At 54.6% G+C, this 22,207-nt stretch carries 19 protein-coding genes and 1 pseudogene; 13 read left to right on the top strand and 7 right to left on the bottom strand.

The annotated features are described in order from the left end of the window. The first annotated feature begins 11 nt into the window (after positions 1–11). Positions 12–431 (top strand): hypothetical protein, encoded by a 420-nt coding sequence (locus K334_RS0109395; RefSeq protein WP_025881524.1) that lies wholly within the window; start codon positions 12–14, stop codon positions 429–431. A gap of 176 nt (positions 432–607) precedes the next feature. Next, on the top strand, positions 608–1,372 hold the full coding sequence (locus K334_RS0109390) for a YaaA family protein (RefSeq protein WP_025881523.1): 765 nt from the start codon (positions 608–610) through the stop codon (positions 1,370–1,372). 27 nt (positions 1,373–1,399) lie between these two features. Here the strand turns inward: K334_RS0109390 and K334_RS0109385 are convergent, their stop codons facing one another. Further along, complete coding sequence (locus tag K334_RS0109385) at positions 1,400–2,185, bottom strand: glycoside hydrolase family 16 protein (protein ID WP_027444869.1); 786 nt, start codon at positions 2,183–2,185, stop codon at positions 1,400–1,402. Between the two features lie 190 nt (positions 2,186–2,375). On the opposite strand from K334_RS0109385, the gene K334_RS0109380 reads away from it, so the two are divergent. After that, complete coding sequence (locus K334_RS0109380; protein ID WP_027444868.1) at positions 2,376–2,825, top strand: peroxiredoxin; 450 nt, start codon at positions 2,376–2,378, stop codon at positions 2,823–2,825. A 28-nt stretch (positions 2,826–2,853) separates the two neighbouring features. Further along, positions 2,854–4,095 (top strand): alpha/beta hydrolase family protein, encoded by a 1,242-nt coding sequence (locus tag K334_RS0109375; protein WP_025881522.1) that lies wholly within the window; start codon positions 2,854–2,856, stop codon positions 4,093–4,095. 94 nt (positions 4,096–4,189) lie between these two features. Here K334_RS0109375 and K334_RS0109370 read toward each other — a convergent pair whose 3' ends face one another. The 4 genes from K334_RS0109370 to folP form a co-directional block, all read right to left on the bottom strand. Then, entirely contained in the window at positions 4,190–5,386 is a 1,197-nt protein-coding gene (locus K334_RS0109370) for an acetate/propionate family kinase (protein WP_025881521.1), read from the bottom strand. A 36-nt stretch (positions 5,387–5,422) separates the two neighbouring features. Continuing rightward, complete coding sequence (pta, locus tag K334_RS0109365; protein WP_027444867.1) at positions 5,423–6,433, bottom strand: phosphate acetyltransferase; 1,011 nt, start codon at positions 6,431–6,433, stop codon at positions 5,423–5,425. Positions 6,434–6,567: 134 nt separating this feature from the next. Next, positions 6,568–7,335: a diadenylate cyclase CdaA gene (cdaA, locus tag K334_RS0109360; RefSeq protein ID WP_027444866.1), complete on the bottom strand. Its 768-nt coding sequence runs from the start codon at positions 7,333–7,335 to the stop codon at positions 6,568–6,570. A 49-nt stretch (positions 7,336–7,384) separates the two neighbouring features. Next, a complete protein-coding gene (gene folP / locus K334_RS0109355; protein ID WP_025881517.1) occupies positions 7,385–8,218 on the bottom strand; it encodes a dihydropteroate synthase in 834 nt (277 codons plus the stop codon). Positions 8,219–8,522: 304 nt separating this feature from the next. On the opposite strand from folP, the gene K334_RS0109350 reads away from it, so the two are divergent. From K334_RS0109350 to K334_RS0109310, 8 genes are all read left to right on the top strand, one after another. Then, positions 8,523–8,975, top strand: coding sequence for a NanQ anomerase/TabA/YiaL family protein (locus K334_RS0109350; protein WP_025881515.1), 453 nt, complete (start codon positions 8,523–8,525; stop codon positions 8,973–8,975). A 45-nt stretch (positions 8,976–9,020) separates the two neighbouring features. Further along, positions 9,021–9,404, top strand: coding sequence for a fluoride efflux transporter CrcB (gene crcB / locus K334_RS0109345; RefSeq protein WP_025881513.1), 384 nt, complete (start codon positions 9,021–9,023; stop codon positions 9,402–9,404). Positions 9,405–9,455: 51 nt separating this feature from the next. Then, positions 9,456–10,022, top strand: a complete 567-nt coding sequence (locus tag K334_RS0109340) for an RNA polymerase sigma-70 factor (RefSeq protein ID WP_021589060.1) — start codon at positions 9,456–9,458, stop codon at positions 10,020–10,022. 999 nt (positions 10,023–11,021) lie between these two features. Continuing rightward, a complete protein-coding gene (locus K334_RS0109330) occupies positions 11,022–12,029 on the top strand; it encodes a FecR family protein (RefSeq protein ID WP_025881510.1) in 1,008 nt (335 codons plus the stop codon). A 72-nt stretch (positions 12,030–12,101) separates the two neighbouring features. Next, on the top strand, positions 12,102–15,425 hold the full coding sequence (locus K334_RS0109325) for a TonB-dependent receptor (protein ID WP_027444864.1): 3,324 nt from the start codon (positions 12,102–12,104) through the stop codon (positions 15,423–15,425). A 5-nt stretch (positions 15,426–15,430) separates the two neighbouring features. Further along, a complete protein-coding gene (locus K334_RS0109320) occupies positions 15,431–17,053 on the top strand; it encodes a RagB/SusD family nutrient uptake outer membrane protein (RefSeq protein ID WP_027444863.1) in 1,623 nt (540 codons plus the stop codon). A 20-nt stretch (positions 17,054–17,073) separates the two neighbouring features. Next, positions 17,074–18,189, top strand: a complete 1,116-nt coding sequence (locus K334_RS0109315; protein ID WP_027444862.1) for a glycoside hydrolase family 18 — start codon at positions 17,074–17,076, stop codon at positions 18,187–18,189. Positions 18,190–18,237: 48 nt separating this feature from the next. Continuing rightward, positions 18,238–19,374 carry a DUF1735 and LamG domain-containing protein gene (locus K334_RS0109310; protein ID WP_021589117.1) on the top strand — a complete coding sequence of 379 codons (1,137 nt, stop codon included), beginning with the start codon at positions 18,238–18,240 and terminating at the stop codon, positions 19,372–19,374. Positions 19,375–19,504: 130 nt separating this feature from the next. Here K334_RS0109310 and K334_RS0109305 read toward each other — a convergent pair whose 3' ends face one another. Beyond that, complete coding sequence (locus K334_RS0109305) at positions 19,505–20,911, bottom strand: BACON domain-containing protein (protein WP_051218719.1); 1,407 nt, start codon at positions 20,909–20,911, stop codon at positions 19,505–19,507. A gap of 11 nt (positions 20,912–20,922) precedes the next feature. Next, the gene (locus K334_RS13840) at positions 20,923–21,807 is read right to left on the bottom strand and encodes a phosphodiester glycosidase family protein (RefSeq protein WP_025881508.1); all 885 of its coding nucleotides are present in this window, start codon (positions 21,805–21,807) and stop codon (positions 20,923–20,925) included. Positions 21,808–22,008: 201 nt separating this feature from the next. Between K334_RS13840 and K334_RS13835 the strand changes: the two are divergent. After that, a pseudogene (locus tag K334_RS13835) lies at positions 22,009–22,207 on the top strand (IS110 family transposase); the annotation flags it as partial.

Here is a 22,207-nt window from a genome sequence, read left to right as displayed (position 1 = left end):
AACATATCATTATGGGACCTGAAATCATTGGCTTAGCCTCATCCGTATTGGGAATCACTTGTGGAATCGTCGCCGTCGTCAGCAGCAGTATTGTCAAAGTGAAGAAAATGAACAACGAAAGGCGTATTCGAGAGTCGATCATCGCCAACAACGTCGACCCCGAGACCGCGCGACAACTGGTCACGCCCGAAGAAAAGCAGAAAAAGAACCCCTACGCCGTGCTTCAGTGGGGCTGCGCATTGCTCGGCCTGGCGCTCGGCTATCTCTTCACACTGCTTCTGAACGGCCTGTTCGGCGTGAATATAAACGAAGATTCCCTGCCGTTCTGGATCATTCTGTCGGCCGGCGTCGGCATCGGACTGCTGTCTTCTTTCGCCATCAAACTGAATATGGAAAGCAAGAAAGACGTCTCCGACCGGCAGGAGAATTGAGAACATCGCCGTCCTTGAATGCGCAAACGGGTGAAATCGGCTTCACATAAGGCTGATTTTACCCGTTTTCTTTATTACCTTTGCATGCGACAAGCTGCACTCGGCCATTTGAAAGCAAGCTTTCATTGCGCTCGTTTGCATTGTCTTTGCAAAATCCACGGAAGAATAGTTTATTTATGCAAATCATTTTATCCTCTGCCAAAATCATGAAGACAAGGACAACGGCCACCGCGCCCTTGTCTTCGCAAGCCGCGTTTCGGCAGGAAGCCGGGTTGTTCGCACAGGAAATGGGCCTGTGGGAGGAAGAAGACATCGCGCGCGAACTGCATTGCAATCTGGAAATAGCCCGCGAAAACAAGCGTCGCTTTGCCCGTTTCCCCTATGACGGGGAAGGGCTGCCAGCCCTGCTGGCCTATCACGGACAGGCCTACAAGTATCTGAAGGCCGACACGTTCTCGGCCGACGACTTTCGCTTCGCCCAGCAACATCTCTTCATCCCGTCGTTTCTGTACGGACTTCTGCGGCCGCTCGACCTCATCCTTCCCTACCGCATGGAGGGCAACGTGAAGCTCGAAGCCACCGACAACCAGACGTTCTTCGCCTACTGGCGGCCCCGCCTCACCCAAATGCTCATCGACGCCGTGCAAGCCGACGACGGCATACTCGTGCATCTGACCACGGGCGAGTTTGAACATGTGTTCGACTGGAAGCGGGTGAAGCGGGAGGTGCGTGTCGTCCAGCCCCTGTTCTACGTCGACGACGGCCGCAGGCTGAAGACCATCGTGGTGCATGCCAAAAGCTGCCGTGGCGCCATGACCCGCCACATCATCCTAAACAGGCTGTCACGGCCCGAGGACATGAACGATTTCGAGCTGAACGGCTTCAAATACAACGCCCGTTTTGGCGACGCCGACCATCCCCACTTCATTCTCGACATGTGATAGTCAGCGGAGCGAACGGGGCTTTTCTTAAGGTCGTGGTTCCGCTTTCCTGCGGTAGAACCTCACCCAGTCAATCCGCATCTCGCAGGGAAGGGTGGCCGGGTTGACCTTGCCTACCCACATCCCGCCCAGCTGCATGTCGAGCATCAGGTAGAAAGGTTCGTCGACGAAAGGGTATTGACCTTCGCTCTCCAGTCCCGGCAACCGGGGATAGGCGAAGGTCTTGCGGCCATTGATGGAGAAGACGAGGCTGTCCTTGAATATCTCTACGGCATAGGTGTTGTAGCGATGGTTGCGTATCTTGCCCGTAGAGCCGTGGGGCGGCACCTTGTATTTCTTCAAGTCATACGTGTAGTGCGTGTGTATGGTCTGATAGGCGATGGTGTCATGGTTGAGATGTTCCATGATGTCGATTTCGCCTCCCAACGGCCATTTGCCTTTCATGGGAAGCATCCAGAACGCCGGCCAGGCCCCGATGGCTTCGCCGAGCTTGGCCTTGACGACCATCTTGCCAAGGCCGAACCCCCGCTTCGTCCGCACGCCGCCCGTCAGATAGCGGGCCGTGTCGGCTTTTTCCACGTTGTTGACCGTTCCCCGCAAAATCAAGCGTCCGCCTTTCACCGCATAAAGACTTTCATGCGCTGACATGTACTTGTTCCAATCAGATTTGCCGCGCGGTATCTTCTCCCAGCGCGACGTGTCGACGGCATTGCCGCCGAAGTTCTCCTGCCATGCCAGCCGATAGCCCGAAGTCCGGCAGGACGACAGCACCAACAGGCCGAAAGATAGCCAAAACCAAATGTATTTCTTCATAAACAGATAACGGAATGACATGAAATTATTGTGAAAAGGACTGGAAAGAAAAGGAAAACCGACAGGAAAACAAATGAATATGCTATCTTTGCAGAAGACAGGCGGCACTCGACAATACGAAAGTAAACTTTCATTGTGCTCGTTCGCACTGTCTTTATAAGGACAAGTTACACATTAATATATTATAGAAATGGAAATAGGACAGAAGCTACCCGAGTTTCTTGGCGTAGACCAGGACGGTAGGGAATTGAGACTGAGCGACTTCAAAGGCAAACAACTGGTGCTCTACATCTACCCCCGCGACTCCACGCCGGGCTGCACCAACCAGGCTTGCAGCCTGCGCGACAACTACGAACGCTTCCTCGCCATGGGCTATGCCGTGGTGGGTTGCAGCACACAGGACGCCAAGTCGCACAAGAAATTCATTGAGAAATACCAATTGCCGTTCCCGCTCATCTGCGACACGGAGATGAAACTGGTGAACGAACTGGGTGTCTACGGCGAGAAGAAGAACTACGGTAAGACCTACATGGGCGTCTTCCGCACCACCTTCATCGCCGATGGGAACGGCATCATCACCCGCATCATGGGCCCGAAAGAAATCAAGGTGAAGGAACATGCCGCACAGATTTTAGGCTGACATCTTCTCTCTATAAAATAAAAAGCACATGAAACACAACTATTTCAAAACGGCCATCACCCTCATGGTGGCCGTTTTCGCTTTCCAAGCACAAGGGCAAGGCCTCCAGGGCGACTGGACAGGCAAGCTGGACCTGGGCGCGCAGAAGCTGTCGCTGGTCTTCCACATTGACATCGTGGGCAAAAAGGTGACACTCGACGTGCCGGAGCAGGGAGCCGCGGGCATTCCGATGACCGTCAACCACCTTTCCGACGATTCCATCAGCGTGCTCGTGCCCCAAATCAGAATGTCGTTCAGCGGACGACTGGCCACCGATGAACTTCATGGGACATTCACCCAAGGCCCCATCACCCAACCTGTTGTCTGCATCCGTGGGCAAAGGAAATACCTGCGGCCGCAGGAACCCACGCCGCCGCTGCCTTATCCTACGGAGGAAGTGGTTTTCAAGAACGACAAGGCGGGCGTCACCCTCAGCGCGACGCTCACCTATCCCAAGGATTTCAAGCGGGGAAAAACTCCCGTCGTGCTCTTCGTGACGGGCAGCGGGCCGCAAAACCGCGACGAGGAACTGTTCTTCCATAAGCCTTTCCTCGTCATTGCCGACGCGCTGGCCAAGGCGGGTATCGCCTCGCTGCGCTACGACGACCGTGGCGTAGGCAAGTCGACGGGCAAATTCGGTGAGGCCACGACGTTCGACTTTGCCGACGATGCCGCCGCCGGACTGCAATATCTGCGCGACCGGAAGGAGTTCGGCAAGGTGGGACTGGTCGGTCACAGCGAGGGTGGGATGATTGCTTTCATCCTCGGAAGCCGCAAAAAGACCGACTTCATCGTGTCGTTGGCGGGCCCTGCCACACGCGTCGACACGATGATGTGCATGCAATTCAACAAACTGGCAAGGGCCAAGGGCGCGACCGCAGACGTCGTCAACTCGGCTGAAAACGCCCGAAAAATGCTGTTGGCCATGAATCCGAGCGCATGGATGAAGGCCTTTGTCGACCTCGACATGGTGCCCTACGTGAAGAAAGTGGACTGCCCGGTGTTCCATGCGAACGGCTCGCTCGACCTCAACGTGCCGGCCGAACTGACCATTCCGGCCCTCCGCCGTCACCTGCCGTCCAACCGGAAGACGCTCATCAAGGAATACGGCGGGCTGAACCATGAGTTCCAGCATGCCACGACGGGCAATCCCGAAGAATGTGTCAACATCGAAGAGACGTTCGCCCCCGAAGTATTGCATGACATGACCACTTGGATCAACAAGTTGTAATCCATTCCCAAAACAATCCCCGGATGACAGGCAGCCCGCCATGGGCCGCCTGTCATCCGGGGATTTTCCGTTGATAAGGAGCGAGTGTCTCGAACTACTTCTTCACCAGCTCCATCGTGTCACGGGCGATGACGATTTCCTCGTCGGTGGGCACCAATACGACCTTCACCTTCGAGTCGTCGGCCGAGAGGATGCGCTCCTCGCCACGGCAGTGGTTGCGCTCGGCGTCCATCTTGATACCGAGATACTCCATATCAGTGCAGGAATCCCAGCGAACGCCTTCCTGGTTCTCGCCCACGCCGGCCGTGAACACGATGATGTCCACACCGTTCATGGCTGCAGCGTAGGCGCCGATGTATTTCTTGATGCGATAGTTGTACATTTCCAAGGCCAGGTGGGCACGCTCGTTGCCGGCCTTGTCGGCATTCTCTATCTCACGCATGTCCGAACTAATGCCCGTGATACCGAGCACGCCGCTCTCCTTGTTCAGGAAGTCGGCCATCTCCTGGGGCTTCATGCCGGTCTTGTCCATCAGGTAAGTGACGGCCGAGGGATCGATGTCGCCGCAGCGGCTGCCCATCATCAGACCTGCCAGCGGCGTCAGTCCCATGGAGGTGTCAATCACCTTGCCGTACTTCACGGCAGCCACGCTGGCCCCGTTGCCGATGTGGCAGGTGATGATTTTCTGCGTCTTGATGTCGACGCCGAGGAAGTCGCACACGCGCTGGCTCACGTAACGGTGGCTCGTGCCGTGGAAGCCATAGCGGCGAACATGGTATTTCTCATAAAATTCGTAGGGCACGGCATAGAGATAGGCGTGTGCCGGCATGGTGGAATGGAAGGCGTTGTCAAACACCGTCACCTGCGGAACGTGGGGCATGAGCGCGTTGACGGCACGAATGCCACGCAGGTGGCCGGCGTTGTGAACCGGCGCCAGGTCGCAGAGGTCGTCGATACCGGCCTCGACTTCGGGAGTGACGATGCAACTCTCGTTGAACTTGTCGCCGCCCTGCACGATGCGGTGGCCCACGGCGTCGATTTCATCCAGGCTTTTCAGCGCGCCTATCTCGGGGTCGAGCAGGCACTTGAACACCAATGCCACGCCTTCCTTGTGGGTCGGCAGGTCGGCCATGATCGTTCGCTTGTCGCCGTTGTCGAGCTTCACCTTGATAAAGGCCTCGTCCAATCCGATGCGTTCAACACCACCTTGTGCCAATACAGCCTCGTCGTCCATATTGTACAACTTATACTTAATGGAACTGCTGCCGCAGTTTAATACTAATATTTTCATATATTAAATGTGAAATGTTAAATGTGAAATGTTATATTACTTCTTCGCATCTTGTGCCTGACAAGCCGTGATGGCTATCATGTAGTAGATGTCGTCGACGCAGCAACCACGGCTCAGGTCGTTCACCGGACGGGCGATACCCTGGAGAATCGGGCCGATGGCCGTGGCGCTTCCCAGGCGTTCCACCAGCTTGTAGCTGATGTTGCCCACTTCCAGGCACGGCACCACCAGCACGTTGGCCTTGCCGGCGATGGGACTTCCCGGGGCTTTCTTGGCCCCGACGGCAGGCACGAGGGCCGCATCGGCCTGCAGTTCGCCGTCGAGTTTCAGGTCCGGAGCCAGCTCGTGAGCCAGCCGGGTGGCCTCAACCACCTTGTCGACCACTTCGTGTTTGGCGCTTCCTTTGGTGGAGAAACTGAGCATGGCGACCCTCGGGTCGGTCATGCCGGCCACGCTTCGGGCGGTCTGGGCGGTGCTGACGGCAATCTGTGCAAGCTGTTCGGCGTCGGGCACCGGCGTCACGGCCACGTCACCCATGACGATGATACCGTCATCGCCATAGGCCTTCTCGTGCGTCAGGAGCAGCATGGCGCCGCTCACGCAGGTGATACCGGGGGCGCACTTGATGATCTGCAAGGCCGGGCGAAGCGTGTCGCCCGTCGTGCTGAGCGCGCCCGACACCTGGCCGTCGGCCCCCTCGGTCTTGATGATCATGCAGCCCAGATAGAGCGGATTCTTCACAAGTTCGCGGGCCTCTTCGAGGGTCATGCCCTTCTTCTTGCGGAGTTCCGCCAGCAAGGTGGCATACTCTTCGCCCTTGGGGTTGTTTTCCGGGTCGACAATAGTGGCCCTGTCGATGTGGGTCAGCCCCCATTCGGCGGCCAACCGCTTGATTTCGGCAGGATCGCCGATGAGAATCAGCTTTGCAAGGTCGTCGGCCAATACACGGTCAGCAGCCCTCAATGTACGCTCCTCCGTAGCTTCAGGGAGCACAATGCGCTGTTTGTTTGCCTTTGCGCGGGCAACAATTTGCTGTAATAATTCCATGTTGATGTGTATAAAATAACAATTTGTTCATTAGGATATAACCGGAAATCGCCATTTTGCCATTTCCAGTTTGCAAAATTACGACTTTTTATCGAGACGCGGCCGTCTTGCCGCCACAAAAAGCGGTTTTGTTGTCAAGCCAACTCTTTGGTCAGAATGCTTTCCAGCTCCTCGGCACTCAACCGCAGGCGGAACTCTCCCTTGATGGCCACCGAGATGCGGCCCGTCTCTTCGGACACGACCACGGCCACGGCGTCGCTGTCTTGCGAAATGCCCATGGCCGCCCGGTGGCGCAGGCCCAGTTCTTTCGGAATGTCGAAGTTGTGGCTCACGGGCAGAATGCAGCCGGCAGCCTTGATTCGTTTCTTGGAGATAATCATGGCACCGTCGTGCAGCGGCGAGTTCTTGAAGAAGATATTCTCGATGAGCCGTTGGTCGATGCGGGCGTCAATCAGGTCGCCCGTCTCCACGATGTCGTCGAGTGGCGCGCCCCGCTCTATCACAATGAGCGCGCCCACCTTGTTCTTGGCCATGCTCATACAAGCCATCACGATGGGCATGATGGCCTCCTTGTCGGCCTCCTCGCGCCGCTTGTCGCCCATGAAGGCCATCAGCCGCTTGAACCGCTGGTGGGCGCCGAGCGAATAGAGGAATTTGCGGATTTCTTCCTGGAAGAGAACGATGAGTCCGATGACGCCCACGCTGACGAGTTTGTCGAGGATGGAGCCGAGCAACCGCATTTCAAACACCTGACTCACGAAGAGCCAGAGGAGCACAAACACCATGATACCGATGAAGACGTTGAGCGAGCGGCTCTCTTTCATCAACCGGTAGATGTAGTAGAGCATGAGCGCCACGAGGACGATGTCGATGACATCCTTGATTCCAAATACGAAAGGCATTTTCTTTACAGGCTTTTTAGGTTGGATGAATGATTGGGAATGGAATCTGTCAATAGCTGCCGGTGGCCAGCTTCGTTATCCGCACGGCCTCCACGGCTTCCTTCACGTCGTGCACGCGCAGGATTCCGGCACCTTTCTGCAAGGCTATCGTATTGAGGACGGCGGTGCCGTTGAGGGCCGTCTCGGGCGAACCGCCCACCAATTTGTATATCATGCTCTTGCGAGAAATGCCCACCAGCAACGGCAGTTCAAGCGTCTGCAGGCGTTCCATGTGGCGATAGATTTCATAGTTCTGCTCCAGCGTCTTGCCGAAACCGAAGCCCGGGTCGAGAATGATGTCCTTGGCGCCCCGGTCGCGCAGCTGTTGCACCTCGTCGGCAAAGGCTATCAGCATGTCGTGCAGGTTGGACTTGACCGACATCAGGATGTAGGGACACTTCAACCGGCCCACTTCGTCGAACATGCTGCCCTGCTCGTGGATGGGCGTATTGACGATACCGGTCAGTCCGCCCTCACTCACGTCGTTGATGATGTCGGCCCCCCATTCCTCGATGCAGCTGCGGGCCACCAGCGGGCGATAGGTGTCCACGCTGACGGGTACGTCGGGCACCTCGCGTCGGACAATCCCGAGCGCGCGCTTCAGCCGTTCGCGCTCCTCCTCTTCGCTCACCTCGAAGGCTCCGGGGCGTGTCGAGAAGGCTCCCACATCAATCATCGTGCCGCCTTCCTCCACGATTTGCAAGGCCCGTTCGGCTATGTCGCGTTCCGTCTGTTTGCGGCTGCCCGAGTAGAAGGAGTCGGGCGTCACGTTGAGAATGCCCATCACCTGGGGCTCACGGAGCGACAGCAGTCGTCCGCGTACATTTATCGAATAATCCATCATACGGACAAAAGTAATAATAAAAGTTGAAAAACAATGCAAGAAACGGCAATCATTCAACGAGGTCGTGCGTCTTTTGCCCCAGACTATGCCCACGACCGATTTCCCACGGCTGCCCTTTCAGCGGCCGAAAGGGCAGCTTTTACAAGCTGAAAGGGCCACCGTTGTAAAGTAAAAGGGCCACCGTTGCAAAGCAAAAGGGCCACCGTTGCAAGCAGAAAAGGCAGCTATTGCAAGCTGAAAGGACGGCTTTTCAAAAAATAATGCTATCTTTGCGCCATCCTATCATACGATAAAGTTCTGCGTTATGATCATAGATACATTGGAAAACCTGAAGTTGTATGCGCCCATGAACGCGCGCATCAAGGACGTCGTGGCTTTTCTGGCCGAGCACGACCTGCGTGGCATGCCCGAAGGTCACCACGAAATCGACGGCCCCGACTTCTTCGTCAACATCCAGGAGCATGGTGCCAAGACCGCGGACGAGGCCGTGCTGGAATACCACCGGTCGATGGTCGACGTTCAGATTCCGATAGGTGGCCCCGAGACCATGGGCTACACGCCGGCAAGCAAGCTGCCCCAGGACGGCTACGACGCCGCGACCGACGCCGCTCTGTTGCCCGGCATTCGTCCCGAAAGCTTTGTGACGGTGCAACCCGGCGAGTTTGCCATCTTCCTTCCCACCGACGGCCACGCCCCCTGCGTCGCCCCGCCCGCCGGTTTCAAGAAAGCGGTCTTCAAGATGAAGGCTGACAGGTGATTGCGTTCCACACTTCACATTCTACATTTCACACTTCACATATCCATGTTCAAAGACTTTTTACTGGTCGGCCTGGGCAGTTTCATGGGTGGCGGCACCCGTTTCCTGATTGCCAAATGGGCACAGACGCTGGTAGCGGGAGCCTTCCCTCTGGGCACTTTCCTTGTCAATATTCTGGGATGTCTGCTGATTGGCTTCCTGTCGGGGCTTCCCCTACAAGCGGGATGGCTGTCGCCATCGAGCCGTCTGGTGCTGGCAACAGGTTTCTGTGGCGGTTTCACCACATTCTCCACCTTCATGAACGAGAACATGACACTCCTGAAAGACGCCAACTACATGCTCTTGTTCGGCTACCTATTGGCCAGTTTGGCTGTAGGTTTTGTCGGTGTCGTCATCGGTAGTCAGCTGGCCGGATGGATGAAAGCTTAGAACCATCGTGACAAACCGGCTGTGTAATGGATAAACTATAAGCTGACCATCGTGGATTCCGACACCAATCATATCTTCTCCGTGGCTTTCACTCATGACGAGCGGAAAGCGTTCGACATGGTTTTCACCCGTTTCTTTCCACGGGTGAAACGCTTCGTCATGGGCTTCTGCGGCGACGAATACGAGGCGGAGAACATCGCTCAAGACGTATTCATGAAGCTGTGGGTGAAGCGAAGCCACATTGCGTCGGTGGAGAATCTCGACGCCTATATCTACGCCATGGCCCATCATGCCGCCCTCGACGCCCTGAAGTCGGTGGCCTTGCGCAGCCATGCCGACGTCGAAGGCTCGGAAATAGCCGACGAGACCCGCGTGGAGGACGCCATCTACAGCCGTGAGTTGCACGAAATCATCCATCGCCAGATCGAGAAAATGCCGCCCCAGCAACGCCGTGTGTTCCGAATGAGCCGCGTGGACGGCCTGAAGAACGACGAGATAGCCGAAGCGTTGCACATCAGCAAGCGCACGGTGGAGACGCACATCACCGCCGCCTTGGCCGAACTCCGCCGCCTCGTCACCTTGTTTGTCGTGGAAATGCTGCTCCAGCAGTTCGGTTGAAGTCAAATCGGTTCATTGAAACGCTGCTCCAGCAGTTCGGTTGAAGTCAAATCGGTTCATTGAAATGTTGCTTCAGCAGTTCGGTTGAAGTCAAATCGGTTCATTGAAACATGGTCATGGTGCATTGCGCATGCAACTGCTTGTACTGAGCATGCAACCGCTTGTAGTGCGCCTGCAACCGCCTTGGCGGTTGGTCTTTTTATAGAGCAGGGTTGTGAGCGCAGCGAGCTACCCTGTTCGGCAAGTGGTGACAAGAAACTAGGCCGAAGGCCTTGGTCTTTTTTACGTTTGTGGTAGATGTCGTCGGGAATAAAGGGTGAGCCGTCGGAGTAGCCAATGGATTTTGAAGCATGCGGAGGCACGAGATGCAAGGGTGATATGATGGCCATGGTTGCGGGCGGCTGCCCCTCTATGACGGGCGGGCAGGCTCGCATGCCGCCCCCCGAGGCTTTCCTGCGGGTGTTGAAGCCAGCGGCTTCACCTCTCCGTAACCCCCGGTCATGCCGCAGGATGACCGGGGGAGGGGTGCCCGCCATCCATCCGTCGACCCTGGAGGGGTCGCCCACCATCATCATGGCAGTCTTTGGGCGACCCTTCCAGGGTCGATTTCCGCCTGGTCTTTTATCCCCTGGTCACTCCGCTTCGCAGAGCTGACCAGGGGTTACTGAGCGATGAAGCCTCCGGCTTCACTTCCTGCGCAGTCTGCGACAGGCATTTGTTGATACCCAATGGTTCGTGGAGGCATAATCATGGGCATTGTGCATGCAACCGCTTGTGCTGAGCCACCACCCGCTACGCGGTTGCAGGCGCACAGGGTGGTTGACCTTGTTTATATAATGAGATTAATGCCCGTGAAGCGTAATGATGGCAACCGCATGACGATTGTCAGCGCAGTATACCATGGCAATTTTCCAATGATTGATTTGGGTTGATTAGCTTAACTTCTTTTAACTACGTGTCCTTCGTGCTTTCGTCGTTATGTCAGTAAACCGCGAAAGCATGAACAACTACATAGCCTATCAAATCGTAAGAAACTTTGTGGACGGACTCATTCCACGCCGCTATCGCCCGCTTGTGGCGCGTTGGTTGCGTGGCGACGAGGATGTGGAGGCCAAGGAAATGGCCTTCAGAAAGGTGTGGGACCAGACGCCGGAGAGCGAAACGGTAGACCTGGCGCAGTCATTGGCCGCCTTCCAACATAGTCGCGACGCCTACGAACGGCGTTGTGCCACGCTCCGTCTGCGTCGGCGGGTTGTCAAGTACGCGGCCGGCTTGCTGCTGTTGTTGGCTTCCGGCGGTGCCCTGTGGTATTCGGCTTCGTCCTATCACGCCCGCTCGGGTGAGCTGCTGGAGTGCAGCGTGGCCAACGGGGCGACCGACGGGCTGACCCTTTCGGACGGAACGCGGGTGCGTGTCAACGCCGGTTCCACGGTGCTGTATCCCCGTAAGTTCAGCCGTTTTGCCTCGAATCGTGAGGTCTATCTGGAAGGCGAGGCCCATTTCGACGTGTCGAAAGACGCCAAGCAACCTTTCATCGTACACGTCGGCAACCTGCGCATACGCGTGTTGGGCACCCGGTTCAACGTGAAGGCCTACGCCTGTGACGAGAATGTCACGACAACGCTGGAGGAAGGGAAGGTCAGCGTGAGCAACGGACGGCACTCGGCCCTGTTGAATCCCAACGAACAGCTCGTCTACAACCGCGTCAGCGGACTGATGCGGAAAAGCTCCGTGGACAGCGAACGCTACAACGCGTGGATGCAGGGCAGGCTGGTGTTCGAGCAAGAACAGCTCGGCCGTGTGCTTGCCGACGTGTGCCGCAAGTACAACATCGAAGTCGTCGCAGCCCCCTCGGTCGACACGGGGCGAAGATATACCATGAGTTTCCGTAACGACGAGCGCATCGACGACGTGATGAAAGTCATCACGAAGATAGCCGGAAACCTCACTTATCAACACGAGCACGGACGAATCGTGCTCAAAACAAAGAAAGGAGGCGCCCGATAGACAGAAAAGACAACAACGAGTATTAACTTATCATTTATAATTAGAACGATTCAAATTATCTGATACTAAAGTATGAAACGATTTATCAATCCATTATCAAACTCAATAATGGCCAAACCAAAGACATTTTTCGTAGCTGCGTTATTGTTTGTCGCATCGGGTGCCTACGCGCAGAGCCGGATGATCAAGCTCCAGCAGAAGAAAGCTACGATGAAAAGCCTGATAACGGCTATCGAAAAACAAACATCAAAGTCTGTAGACTACGGACAGAACAGCATTAATCTGAAGAAAGTGGTCAATGTCAGCTCGTCATCCATCGAACTGTCAGACCTGCTCAAGGAAATGCTGAAGGGCTCGGGACTGGAATACACCATCACCGACCGACATATCATCATATCACAGCAGCAGGCCAAGCCGCAGCAGGAGACGGGCAAGGCCGGTTCTGTCAAGGTGGCGGGCCAAGTGGTGGACGCCAACGGCGAGAGCCTGCCGGGCGTTTCGGTTCGCGTCAAGGGAACGAAGAATGCGACCGTGACCGACGTGGACGGCAACTTCACCATCAACACCAACCGCGGCGACGTGCTGGAATTTTCTTATGTGGGCTTCGCCACCAAGGAGGTGAAGGCTGCCGACGCTGGCCGCCGCCTCACCCTGACGGAAGACTCGAAAGTATTGAACGAAGTTGTGGTGACGGCTTTGGGTATCAAGCGCGCCGAGAAGGCGTTGAGCTACAACGTACAGAAGGTGTCGAGCGAAGAGCTGACCCGCAACAAGGACGCCAACTTCGTAAATTCTCTTAACGGTAAGATTGCCGGTGTAAGCATTTCGAAGAGCGCCAGCGGCGTGGGTGGAGCCACCCGTGTCATCATGCGTGGCGCCAAGTCGATCGACGGCGACAACAACGTGCTCTACGTCATCGACGGTATGCCTCTGTTCAACTTCAGCGGCGGGGCCGACAGCGGTGTCATGGGCGAAGGCCGTGTGAGCAGCGAGGGCATTGCTGACTTCAACCCCGAGGACATCGAAAGTATCAACGTGCTGGCCGGCCCATCCGCGGCAGCCTTGTATGGCAGCAGCGCGGCCAACGGTGCCATCCTCATCACGACGAAGAAGGGCAAGGAAGGTCGTCTGGAGATTTCCTACTCTTCGTCGGCCGACTTCAGCAAGCCGCTGATTATGCCCAAGTTTCAGAACACCTACGGCAACAAGCCCGGCATGTATGAGAGCTGGGGCGAGAAACTGCCCACTCCCAGCAGCTACGATCCCGCGAAGGACTTCTTCCGCACCGGGACGAACTTCATCAACGCGTTGACCGTCAACACTGGCAATGAGTTCAACCAGACCTTCGTGTCGGCGGCTTCGACCAACTCGAAGGGCATTGTGCCCAACAACACTTACGACCGTTACAACTTCACCGTCCGCAACACGTCGAAGTTGTTCAAGGGCAAGGTGCAGCTCGACCTGGGTGCATCCTACGTCAAGCAGAAAGACAACAACATGGTTTCGCAGGGAGAATACTGGAATCCGATCGTGGCGGCCTACCTCTTCCCCCGCGGCGAGTCGTTCGAAGACATCAAGACGTTCGAGCGCTTCAACGTCGTGCGCAATTTCCCGACCCAGTATTGGCCGGTGCAAGAGGGCCGCTTCGCCAACCAGAACCCCTACTGGACGGCCTACCGCAACCTGGCTCCCGACGACAAGGACCGCTATATGTTCAACGCGGGCCTCACCTATAATATATATGACTGGCTGAGCGTGGCCGGCCGTGTGCGTCTCGACAGGACGTTCATGACGAGCGAGCGCAAGGTCTACGCTTCTTCATACGAATACTTCGCCAAGCCCAACGGCTTCTATGAGTATTACGACTACAAAGACCATCAGACTTATATCGACGCCATCGCCAACATCAACAAGCGTTTCGGCGACTTCAGCCTCGCGGCCAACGTGGGTTACAGCTACTCCGACTTCGCTTCGCTCACCCGTGGCTACGGCGGCAACCTCGTGCTGTTGCCCAACAAGTTTTCGCTGACCAACATCGACCCCTCCGACAGCAAGATCCGTGAGGCCGGCGGCGACTCGAAGGTGCGCAACGTGGCAGCCTTTGCCAGTGCCGAACTGGGCTGGAAGAGCATGGTCTATCTGACGCTTACCGGCCGTAACGACTGGAACTCGCGCCTGGTCAACTCCTCGGAAGAGTCTTTCTTCTATCCTTCCGTGGGTCTGTCGGGTATCGTTTCGGAAATGGTGAAGCTGCCCGAGTTCATCTCCTACCTCAAAGTGAGAGGCTCTTATACCGAAGTGGGCTCTCCCGTTTCGCGTTCGGGCATGACACCGGGCACCATCACGACGCCGCTCGTGGGCGGCAGCTTGAAGTCGACCGACATCTATCCGTTCACCGACTACAAGGCCGAGCGCACCAAGTCGTATGAAGTGGGCTTGACGGCACGCTTCTTCAAGAAGCTGTCCGTGGAATTCACATGGTACAAATCCAACACCTACAACCAGACATTCATCGGCGAACTGCCTGAAAGCTCAGGTTACAAGGCCGTTTATCTACAGGCGGGCAACGTTGAAAACCGTGGTATCGAGATGACCGTCGGCTACAACGACAACTTCGGCGGTTTGCAGTGGAACTCTTCGTTGACCTACTCTAAGAACGTGAACGAAATCAAGGAGATGGTGAAGGACTACGTGCATCCGAAGAGTCCGAAGCCCATCAACATTCCGGAAGTGTCGAAAGACAAGGGCCGTGTGATACTGAAGGTTGGCGGAAGCATCAGCGACATCTACGCACGCAAGGTGCTGGCCAAGGACAACCAGGGCTATGTCAACGTGACTTCTTCGGGCGGTATCAACCTCGAAACCGTGGATCCCATCTACTTGGGCAAGACGACGCCCGACTTCACGATGGGCTGGAACAACTCGCTCAGCTATAAGAACTTCGGTCTGAGCTTCCTCTTCAATGCCCGTTTCGGCGGCGTTGTCACCTCTTCCACCCAGGCACTGCTTGACCGCTTCGGCGTATCGAAGGCTTCGGCCGACGCCAGAGACGCCGGTGGCGTGATGATTCCTCACCAAGGACGCTTCGACGCCAAGAAGTATTACACGCTGACGGCGACCGGCGAAACCGACCTTGCGGGCTACTACACCTACAGCGCCACCAACATCCGCTTGCAGGAACTGACCTTGAGCTACAAGTTCAATCCGCGTTGGTTCAACAACGTGCTGCGCGACCTCACCCTTTCGTTCGTGGCCACCAACCCGTGGATGATTTACTGCAAGGCCCCCTTCGACCCGGAGATGACCTCTTCCACAGGAACCTACGGACAGGGCAACGACTATTTCATGCAGCCGAGCCTCAAGAGTTATGGATTCAGTGTCAAGTTTAAATTCTGAAAACGATGAAAAAGAAAACATGTCTATATATGATAGGACTGTTGGCTTTGTCGATGTTCACGTCCTGTGACTTCGAGAAAGTCAATACCAACGAGTTTGAAATGCTTCCGGAGGAGGGGCTGAAGGACGGAATCGCCGTCGGAGGTCCCATCACAGCCATGCAGAAATGCGTCGTTCCCGTGGGAACGCAGGCCGATGGAACCAATGTCGTCAACAGATACCAGACGGCCTATAACCTGGCGGCAGACTGCTGGAGCGGCTATTTCGGACAGAACAACAACTGGGGCGGCCCCAACAACCTGAACTATTTCCTGCGTGACGGCTGGGTGGCTTCGTCCTATACGGAAGCCTACTCCACGATGATACCGTTGTGGCAGGACGTCAAGAGCAAGACCGAGACCGCTTTCCCGGAGGCTTTCGCCCTGGCGCAAATCCTCAAGATATCGGCTTGGCACAAAGCCACTGACATGTTCGGCCCCATTCCTTACAAGGAAGCCGGCAAAGGACTCATCACCGTTCCTTATGACAATCAGGAGGAAGTGTACAAGGCGATGTTCACCGAACTCACCGACGCCATCGCCGTGCTGGCGAAATATGTCGACCAAGGCGGTGCCACGTTGCTGGAGAAGGCCGACGCCGTGTATGGCGGCAACGTCAAGAATTGGGTGGTTTATGCCAACTCTCTGATGTTGCGCCTGGCCATGCGCGTGTATTACGCCGACGCCGCGTTGTCGCAGAAGTATGCCCTCCAGGCCATCAATCATCGCTATGGCGTGATGAAAGGTAAGGAGGATGAGGCCAAGATGGAGCAGGGAGCCGGCTTGGTGTTCAAGAACAACCTGGATGTACTCATCAACCAGTATAACGAGTGTCGCATGGGTTCGTCGATGTTTGCTTACCTGGCTGGCTACGAAGACCCCCGACTGCCCAAATACTTTACGCAGTCAACGATTTACCAAGCTGTCAATGTGGGCAAGTTAGGTAAGTACTGCGCCGTTCCTACGGGACATTCGCTTCCCAGTAACAAGACCTTCAAGGACTGCTCGAAGCCCAACATTCCTCCGACGACACCGACCTATTGGATGCGTGCGTCTGAAGTGTACTTCCTGAAGGCCGAAGCCGCGCTCCGTGGCTGGGCTGTCGGCGCAACAGCAGAGGAACTTTACAAGCAAGGTATCGCCATGTCGTTTGAGGAAAATGGTGTTCCCGCTTCGCAATTGAATGACTACATGAACTCTACACGTGAGCCGATGCAGTACAAGATGACGATGTATTCACCCTATATTTCCGTAGAAGAGGTTCCGGTGAGCCAGGCTTCCGTCAAATGGGAGGGTGACACCGAAAGGAAACTGGAGAAAATCATGATTCAGAAGTGGATTGCGCTCTATCCGAATGGACAGGAAGCTTGGAGCGAATATCGCCGCACGGGCTATCCCAAGCTGCACAAGGTGGTCAGCAATGGCAGCAATGGCGAGGTGGACAGCAACATCGGCATTCGCCGCATGCGCTTCCCGACCAACAAGGCCACCTCGCAAGAAGAACTGGAGAATCTGGAGAAGGCCCGCAAACTGCTGCGTGGCGGCCAGGACAAGGCTGGCACACGCCTATGGTGGGACAATAGGAAATAATGCTTTAAAACCTAAGAACAATGAAAAAAATCAAATATTACACGTTGTTGTTGGCATTGCTGGGCGGATTCGTTGCGACTTCCTGCTCCGACATGACCGAACCCGAAGCCAAGGACTTCGACCACGTGGGCGGATTCAACACGCTCAACAACGCCAAGAGCGAGAAATATTACGCCGACTTGCGCGCCTACAAGCAGACGGCCGTCAACTATGGGCGCCCGGTGGCTTTCGGCTGGTATTCCAACTGGTCGCCGGCCGGCACCTATCGCCGCGGCTATCTCACCTCCATGCCCGACAGCATGGACATCGTCTCTATGTGGAGTGGCGCGCCGAACCGTTTCACCATCACGCCTGAGCAGAAGGCCGACAAGGAGTTTGTGCAGAAAGTGAAGGGCACCAAGCTGCTCGAAGTGACCCTGCTGTCGTACATCGGCAAGGGCCGCACGCCCGAGTCAGTCTACCAGGAAGTGGAGAAACAGGCCGAGAAGGAGGGTTGGCACAATGATGAAGAGCGATTGAACGAGGCCAAGAAGAAAGCACGCTGGAAGTTCTGGGGCTTCGATGGAAAGTTTGAATCGGACAACCACTATCAGGCGTTGGCCAAGTTCGCCAAGGCCCTCTGCGACTCTCTCGAAGCCAACGACTGGGACGGCTACGACATCGACTGGGAAATCGGCAGTGGCGTCTTCGACATGGACGGTACATTGAGCTACGACAGGCATTTGATTTATCTCATCAAGGAGATGAACAAGTATATTGGCCCGAAGAGCGATCCCGAGCACAAGGGGCACAAACTCATCTGTGTAGACGGGCACTTCGGAAGTCTCACCAAAGAACTCGATGGCTACGTGGACTATTGGATTGATCAGTCTTATGGCCGTTTCACCTATTTCGACAACTACGACATCGACCCGAAGAGTATCATCACGACCGAAAACTTCGAATCTTCTTTCTCTTGGGGCGGTCGCTTGCTCGAACAGGCTGCGTCCATGCCGTCGAAGGGATACAAGGGTGGCGTAGGCGCTTATCGCTTTGACAACGACTACGACAACACGCCCAACTACAAGTGGATGCGTCAGGCCATTCAGATCAACCAGAAAGTGTTCAACGAATGGAAGGCCAAGCAGGGCAAATAAAGCCGCTGGCAATCTCTGTATATCTATTAATTTAACACGAAAGAAACAATGAAAAAGCAGATATTAAGCTATGTGGCTTTGGGGTTGGCGATGTTTCTGCCGACAGCCTGCAACGACAGCGAGAGCGACTTGCTGAAGCCCAAGGTTTATTTCGAGAACAAGGAATACAATGTGGAGGTGAAGGGAGACAAGCCAACGATGGACGTTGAGCTTACCTGCCGGCTCTCCGACAAGCATTCGTCCGAGGTGGCGGTGTCCTACTCCGTGGCCGAGGAAAGCGTAGTGAAAGACTACAATGCCAAGTACGGCACCAACTATCTGGCACTGGACGCCAAGGACGTGAAGTTGGAGCAGACCGCTTCGACCATCGAAAAGGGACAGTTGTTTGCCGGCAAGGTGAAGATGATATTGAGCAACCTCGACAAGTTGGTCGAAGGCAAGTCATACGTCGTGCCCGTGCGGCTCCATTCCGGTTCGGTTCCCACGATTGAGGGCACCGACATCGAGTTTGTCATCCTGGCCAAGCCATTTACCATCACCCAAGTGGCGGAGTTTAATAATGACTATATTTCGGTTAAGTTCCCTGCCGGCACTTTCTTCAAGTCGTTCACCTACGAAGCTCTCATCTATCCTACATACTTTGGCAGTAACAACACTGTTCTTGGTACAGAGGGTGTTATGATTCTTCGTATTGGAGATACGGGTGGCGGTATACCTAAGGGTATCGTTCAAGCTGCCGGCCGTCAGCACTATGAGGCTCCAGAAAAGTTACAGACGAACAAGTGGTATCATCTGGCCCTGACGTTCGACCAATCATCCGGAAAGACGGTGATGTATCTCAATGGCAACAAGTGGGCAGAGTCGGCCTGGAACATTACGGGCTTCGACCCCAACGCCGACGTAGGTTTCAACATCGGTAAGCTCAAAGGATTTCCGTGGGGCGAGCGTCCGTTCGAGGGCTGCATGAGCGAAATCCGCGTGTGGAGCGTCGCCCGCAGCGAGAACCAAATCAAACAGAACATGCTGGGTGTGGATCCCAAGTCCGACGGTCTGGAGCTCTACTACAAGCTCAACGGCACGGAAAAGATTGAAGGCGGCGTTGTGAAAGACGCGGCCAAAGGCCTCGCCGGTCGTACAGACGGCTTCAGTATCAAGAAGCTGGATGCACCCGTATCTGTCAAGTAGTCCAAAACTTGGTTCTAAATAATCTCTTTAAAACACCCTGGCAGGCCTCAATCTGTCAGGGTGTTTGCTTTTACATTCAAGGCAACATCGCCGTGTCAGCTGCCACTGCCGATTTGCCGCCATGGAAGAACTACTCTTCCAATGAATTTCCTTTCAGAAAAAGGGACGTTCGATGCCGCTGATAAAAGCTGGTGCGCTTCAAGTCATCTGGCACTTTGCCCGACAATCCGCAATTGGAAATATTGCCCGTGGCTCCATGGTTGAATAGGTAACCATAGCCGACTGGAATCCCTCCACTGAGCGGATTGTTGTATATATAGAGTTCGCGCAGATCTTTCCAAACGGTAGGTCTACCCTCTGCATCCAAAGGTAATACCGGAATGTTTCCAGTGAAGGCATTCAGATAAATCTTGATGGACTGCAATGCCTCGTTTTTTAGCAAGTCGGCAAGGTTTCCCGTGAAAGAGTTGACAAAACCCGCAGGTGTTGCCGTCGGGTGATTTGAAAGATTGAGGGCTTTCAGCTGCTTGCAATCAGCCAAACTTTTGGGGACGGAGCCTTTTGCGGCACATTCGATGATCCATAAAGTATTCAACTTTTCCAACATCCCGATTTCTTCCGGAATACCAGTGAGCTTTTGATGTTTGAACTTCAACGTCACCAATTCGGACAAGTGGCACAACGGAGTTATGTCCCCAACGATATTGTTTGGCGTGAAGAATACAATCTCTTTCACGCGACCGTTTACAACAGTCACGCCGGGCCAATTCACTGCATCCGTCTTCAATGGAGCATTGAAGTTCCATTTCTTAGTCCAGTTTGCCCCATTGGCATTCTTGTAAAACTCTTTCAGATAGTCTATATCGGTCAACTCAACAACTTTCGACGACTGCGTAATCTGTATCGGCAAAGAAATTCCATTGCTACCGTTCAGACTAATCTCCACCTTACGCTCCTCCATTCCCGTCAACTTCTTGACATGCACCACCAATTCCAACTCATTGACTTCGACCGGCGTGACAGCCGGCTGGCTTTTCAATTCCAGCCAGTCGCAATCGTCGGGCAGTACACATGTATAGTCCACCACTGTGGTAAACGGGATTTTGATATTCTGTTCTGATACAGAAACCATGAATGCACTTTTACCCAGTTTCATGCCGACTCCTTCCTGCATGACCGTCTGCGACCAGGTGTGGTCGGTCGTAATCCAACCTGTGACCGTCGCTTCCCGTTGTGTCAACAAGGGATTGGCTTGCACTTTCATTTTGTATTGCCCATTGCCAAGATCATTGGCTTTGACGATGTCGACCCAAGCAACATCCGTCTTGACCCGCCAAGGAGCCGAGGCATAAATCTCCAAATCGGCCTCTTGTTCCTGATAGCCAAGCTGTACGATGTCTTTTCCGAATTTGAATTCTTCCTTTGGCACAGCAAATCCCATGTGGTCTGTGAAATCCTGACACGCATGCAACAATGTGTAGGAGAAGAGAACCGTCATGCCGGCCTTTATCGTTTGTTTCATTCTTGTCATATTCATATCGTTCTTCTTTATTCTTCCTTTACTATCAACAATCCATTGGCAACAGCACGCTCCAGACCTCCATAGTCATACGGCCAGTTTCGCACGGCAAATGAGGCGGACGCTTCGTTTTCTTTTGAGCGTATAACAAAAGTGGACGAACCGCCACCATCCAGATTGATGGCGTCCTTCACCCCCAAGGCTTTCATCACGTTCGACATGTCTGAGAAAGTCATGCCGTTTGAATTCCAGAAATTGCGACCATCCACAACCATCAGGTAAACGATGTTGCCCGCAGTGACTCCCACACACGTGCGAGGTTCCAGCTGTGTATTGGTTTGCGCTTCAATCTGCCCGTTTCGCAACAGCCGATGCCGCCCACCAACGGCTTCCAGTATGTTGTTCTTCATCTTGTCGAACTCATCGTGTGACCCGATGACAGCCTGTTTGTCTTTTGTAATTGCAAAGAAGGTGGACTTTTCGTCCGCCATCGTCGTCTTGAGGGCTTTGCCTTTGCGATAGAATATGCCGCCAGGCGTGCCTCCACCTGCAAAGAAATCCCCATTTACGGCCCCCAGCACATGTTCGACAGAACTTTCATAAGCCTTGGCCTGCAATGTCATGGGCTGTACTCCGAATTGAGAACCATTGTCGGGAGAAGAAGCAACAATCGTCACCCCATTAGTTTCGAGAGCCACCTCGAAAATGTACAACTTGGTTGCCAAGCCTGTCTCGGAAAGACACTGCATCTCGCATGCCTGCACCCCCGACGAAAGCGTGTAGGCTGTGTCTTTGAAGAAGTGTCCTACAAAGCCGCTGTTCTCTGCAATTTTTCTACCGATTTCCGTTTTAGCCCCTTCATTGGAGTAAGCGGTCTTCTCGTCATCGTCGCTGCACGAAGTCCAACACAGCAAAACGACAAGTTACTATGTTTGCAAAGGCTAACGTATTGCGACGAGTTAGACCTCGCTTTTCGGAGGCTTCGCGCCTCCGGCCGCATGGCAAGCCTCCGCGGTGTTTTTCATAGTCTGCAAGGAAAGAGTTGGTACGATAATAATTGGATTGTATATTTGTAGTGCAAACGACAAATGACAAACAATTAGAACCGTACCGATATGCAAAGAAACAAAATTTCCTTCAAGGGACAAAAGATTTACATAGGAATTGATGTCCACGCAAAAACTTGGGAGGTCTGTGTGCTGACCGAGTCGGGTTACAGAGAGAGGCACCCGCAGCAAGCCTCCGCAAAGACGCTCTTTGACTTTTTGAAGAAGCATTTCCCTGATGGTGAGTACCACGCCGTGTACGAGTCTG

This window comes from Segatella baroniae DSM 16972 = JCM 13447 (assembly GCF_000426585.1).
Lineage (GTDB): Bacteria > Bacteroidota > Bacteroidia > Bacteroidales > Bacteroidaceae > Prevotella > Prevotella baroniae.
This window is presented reverse-complemented; position numbering and strand designations above follow the sequence as displayed.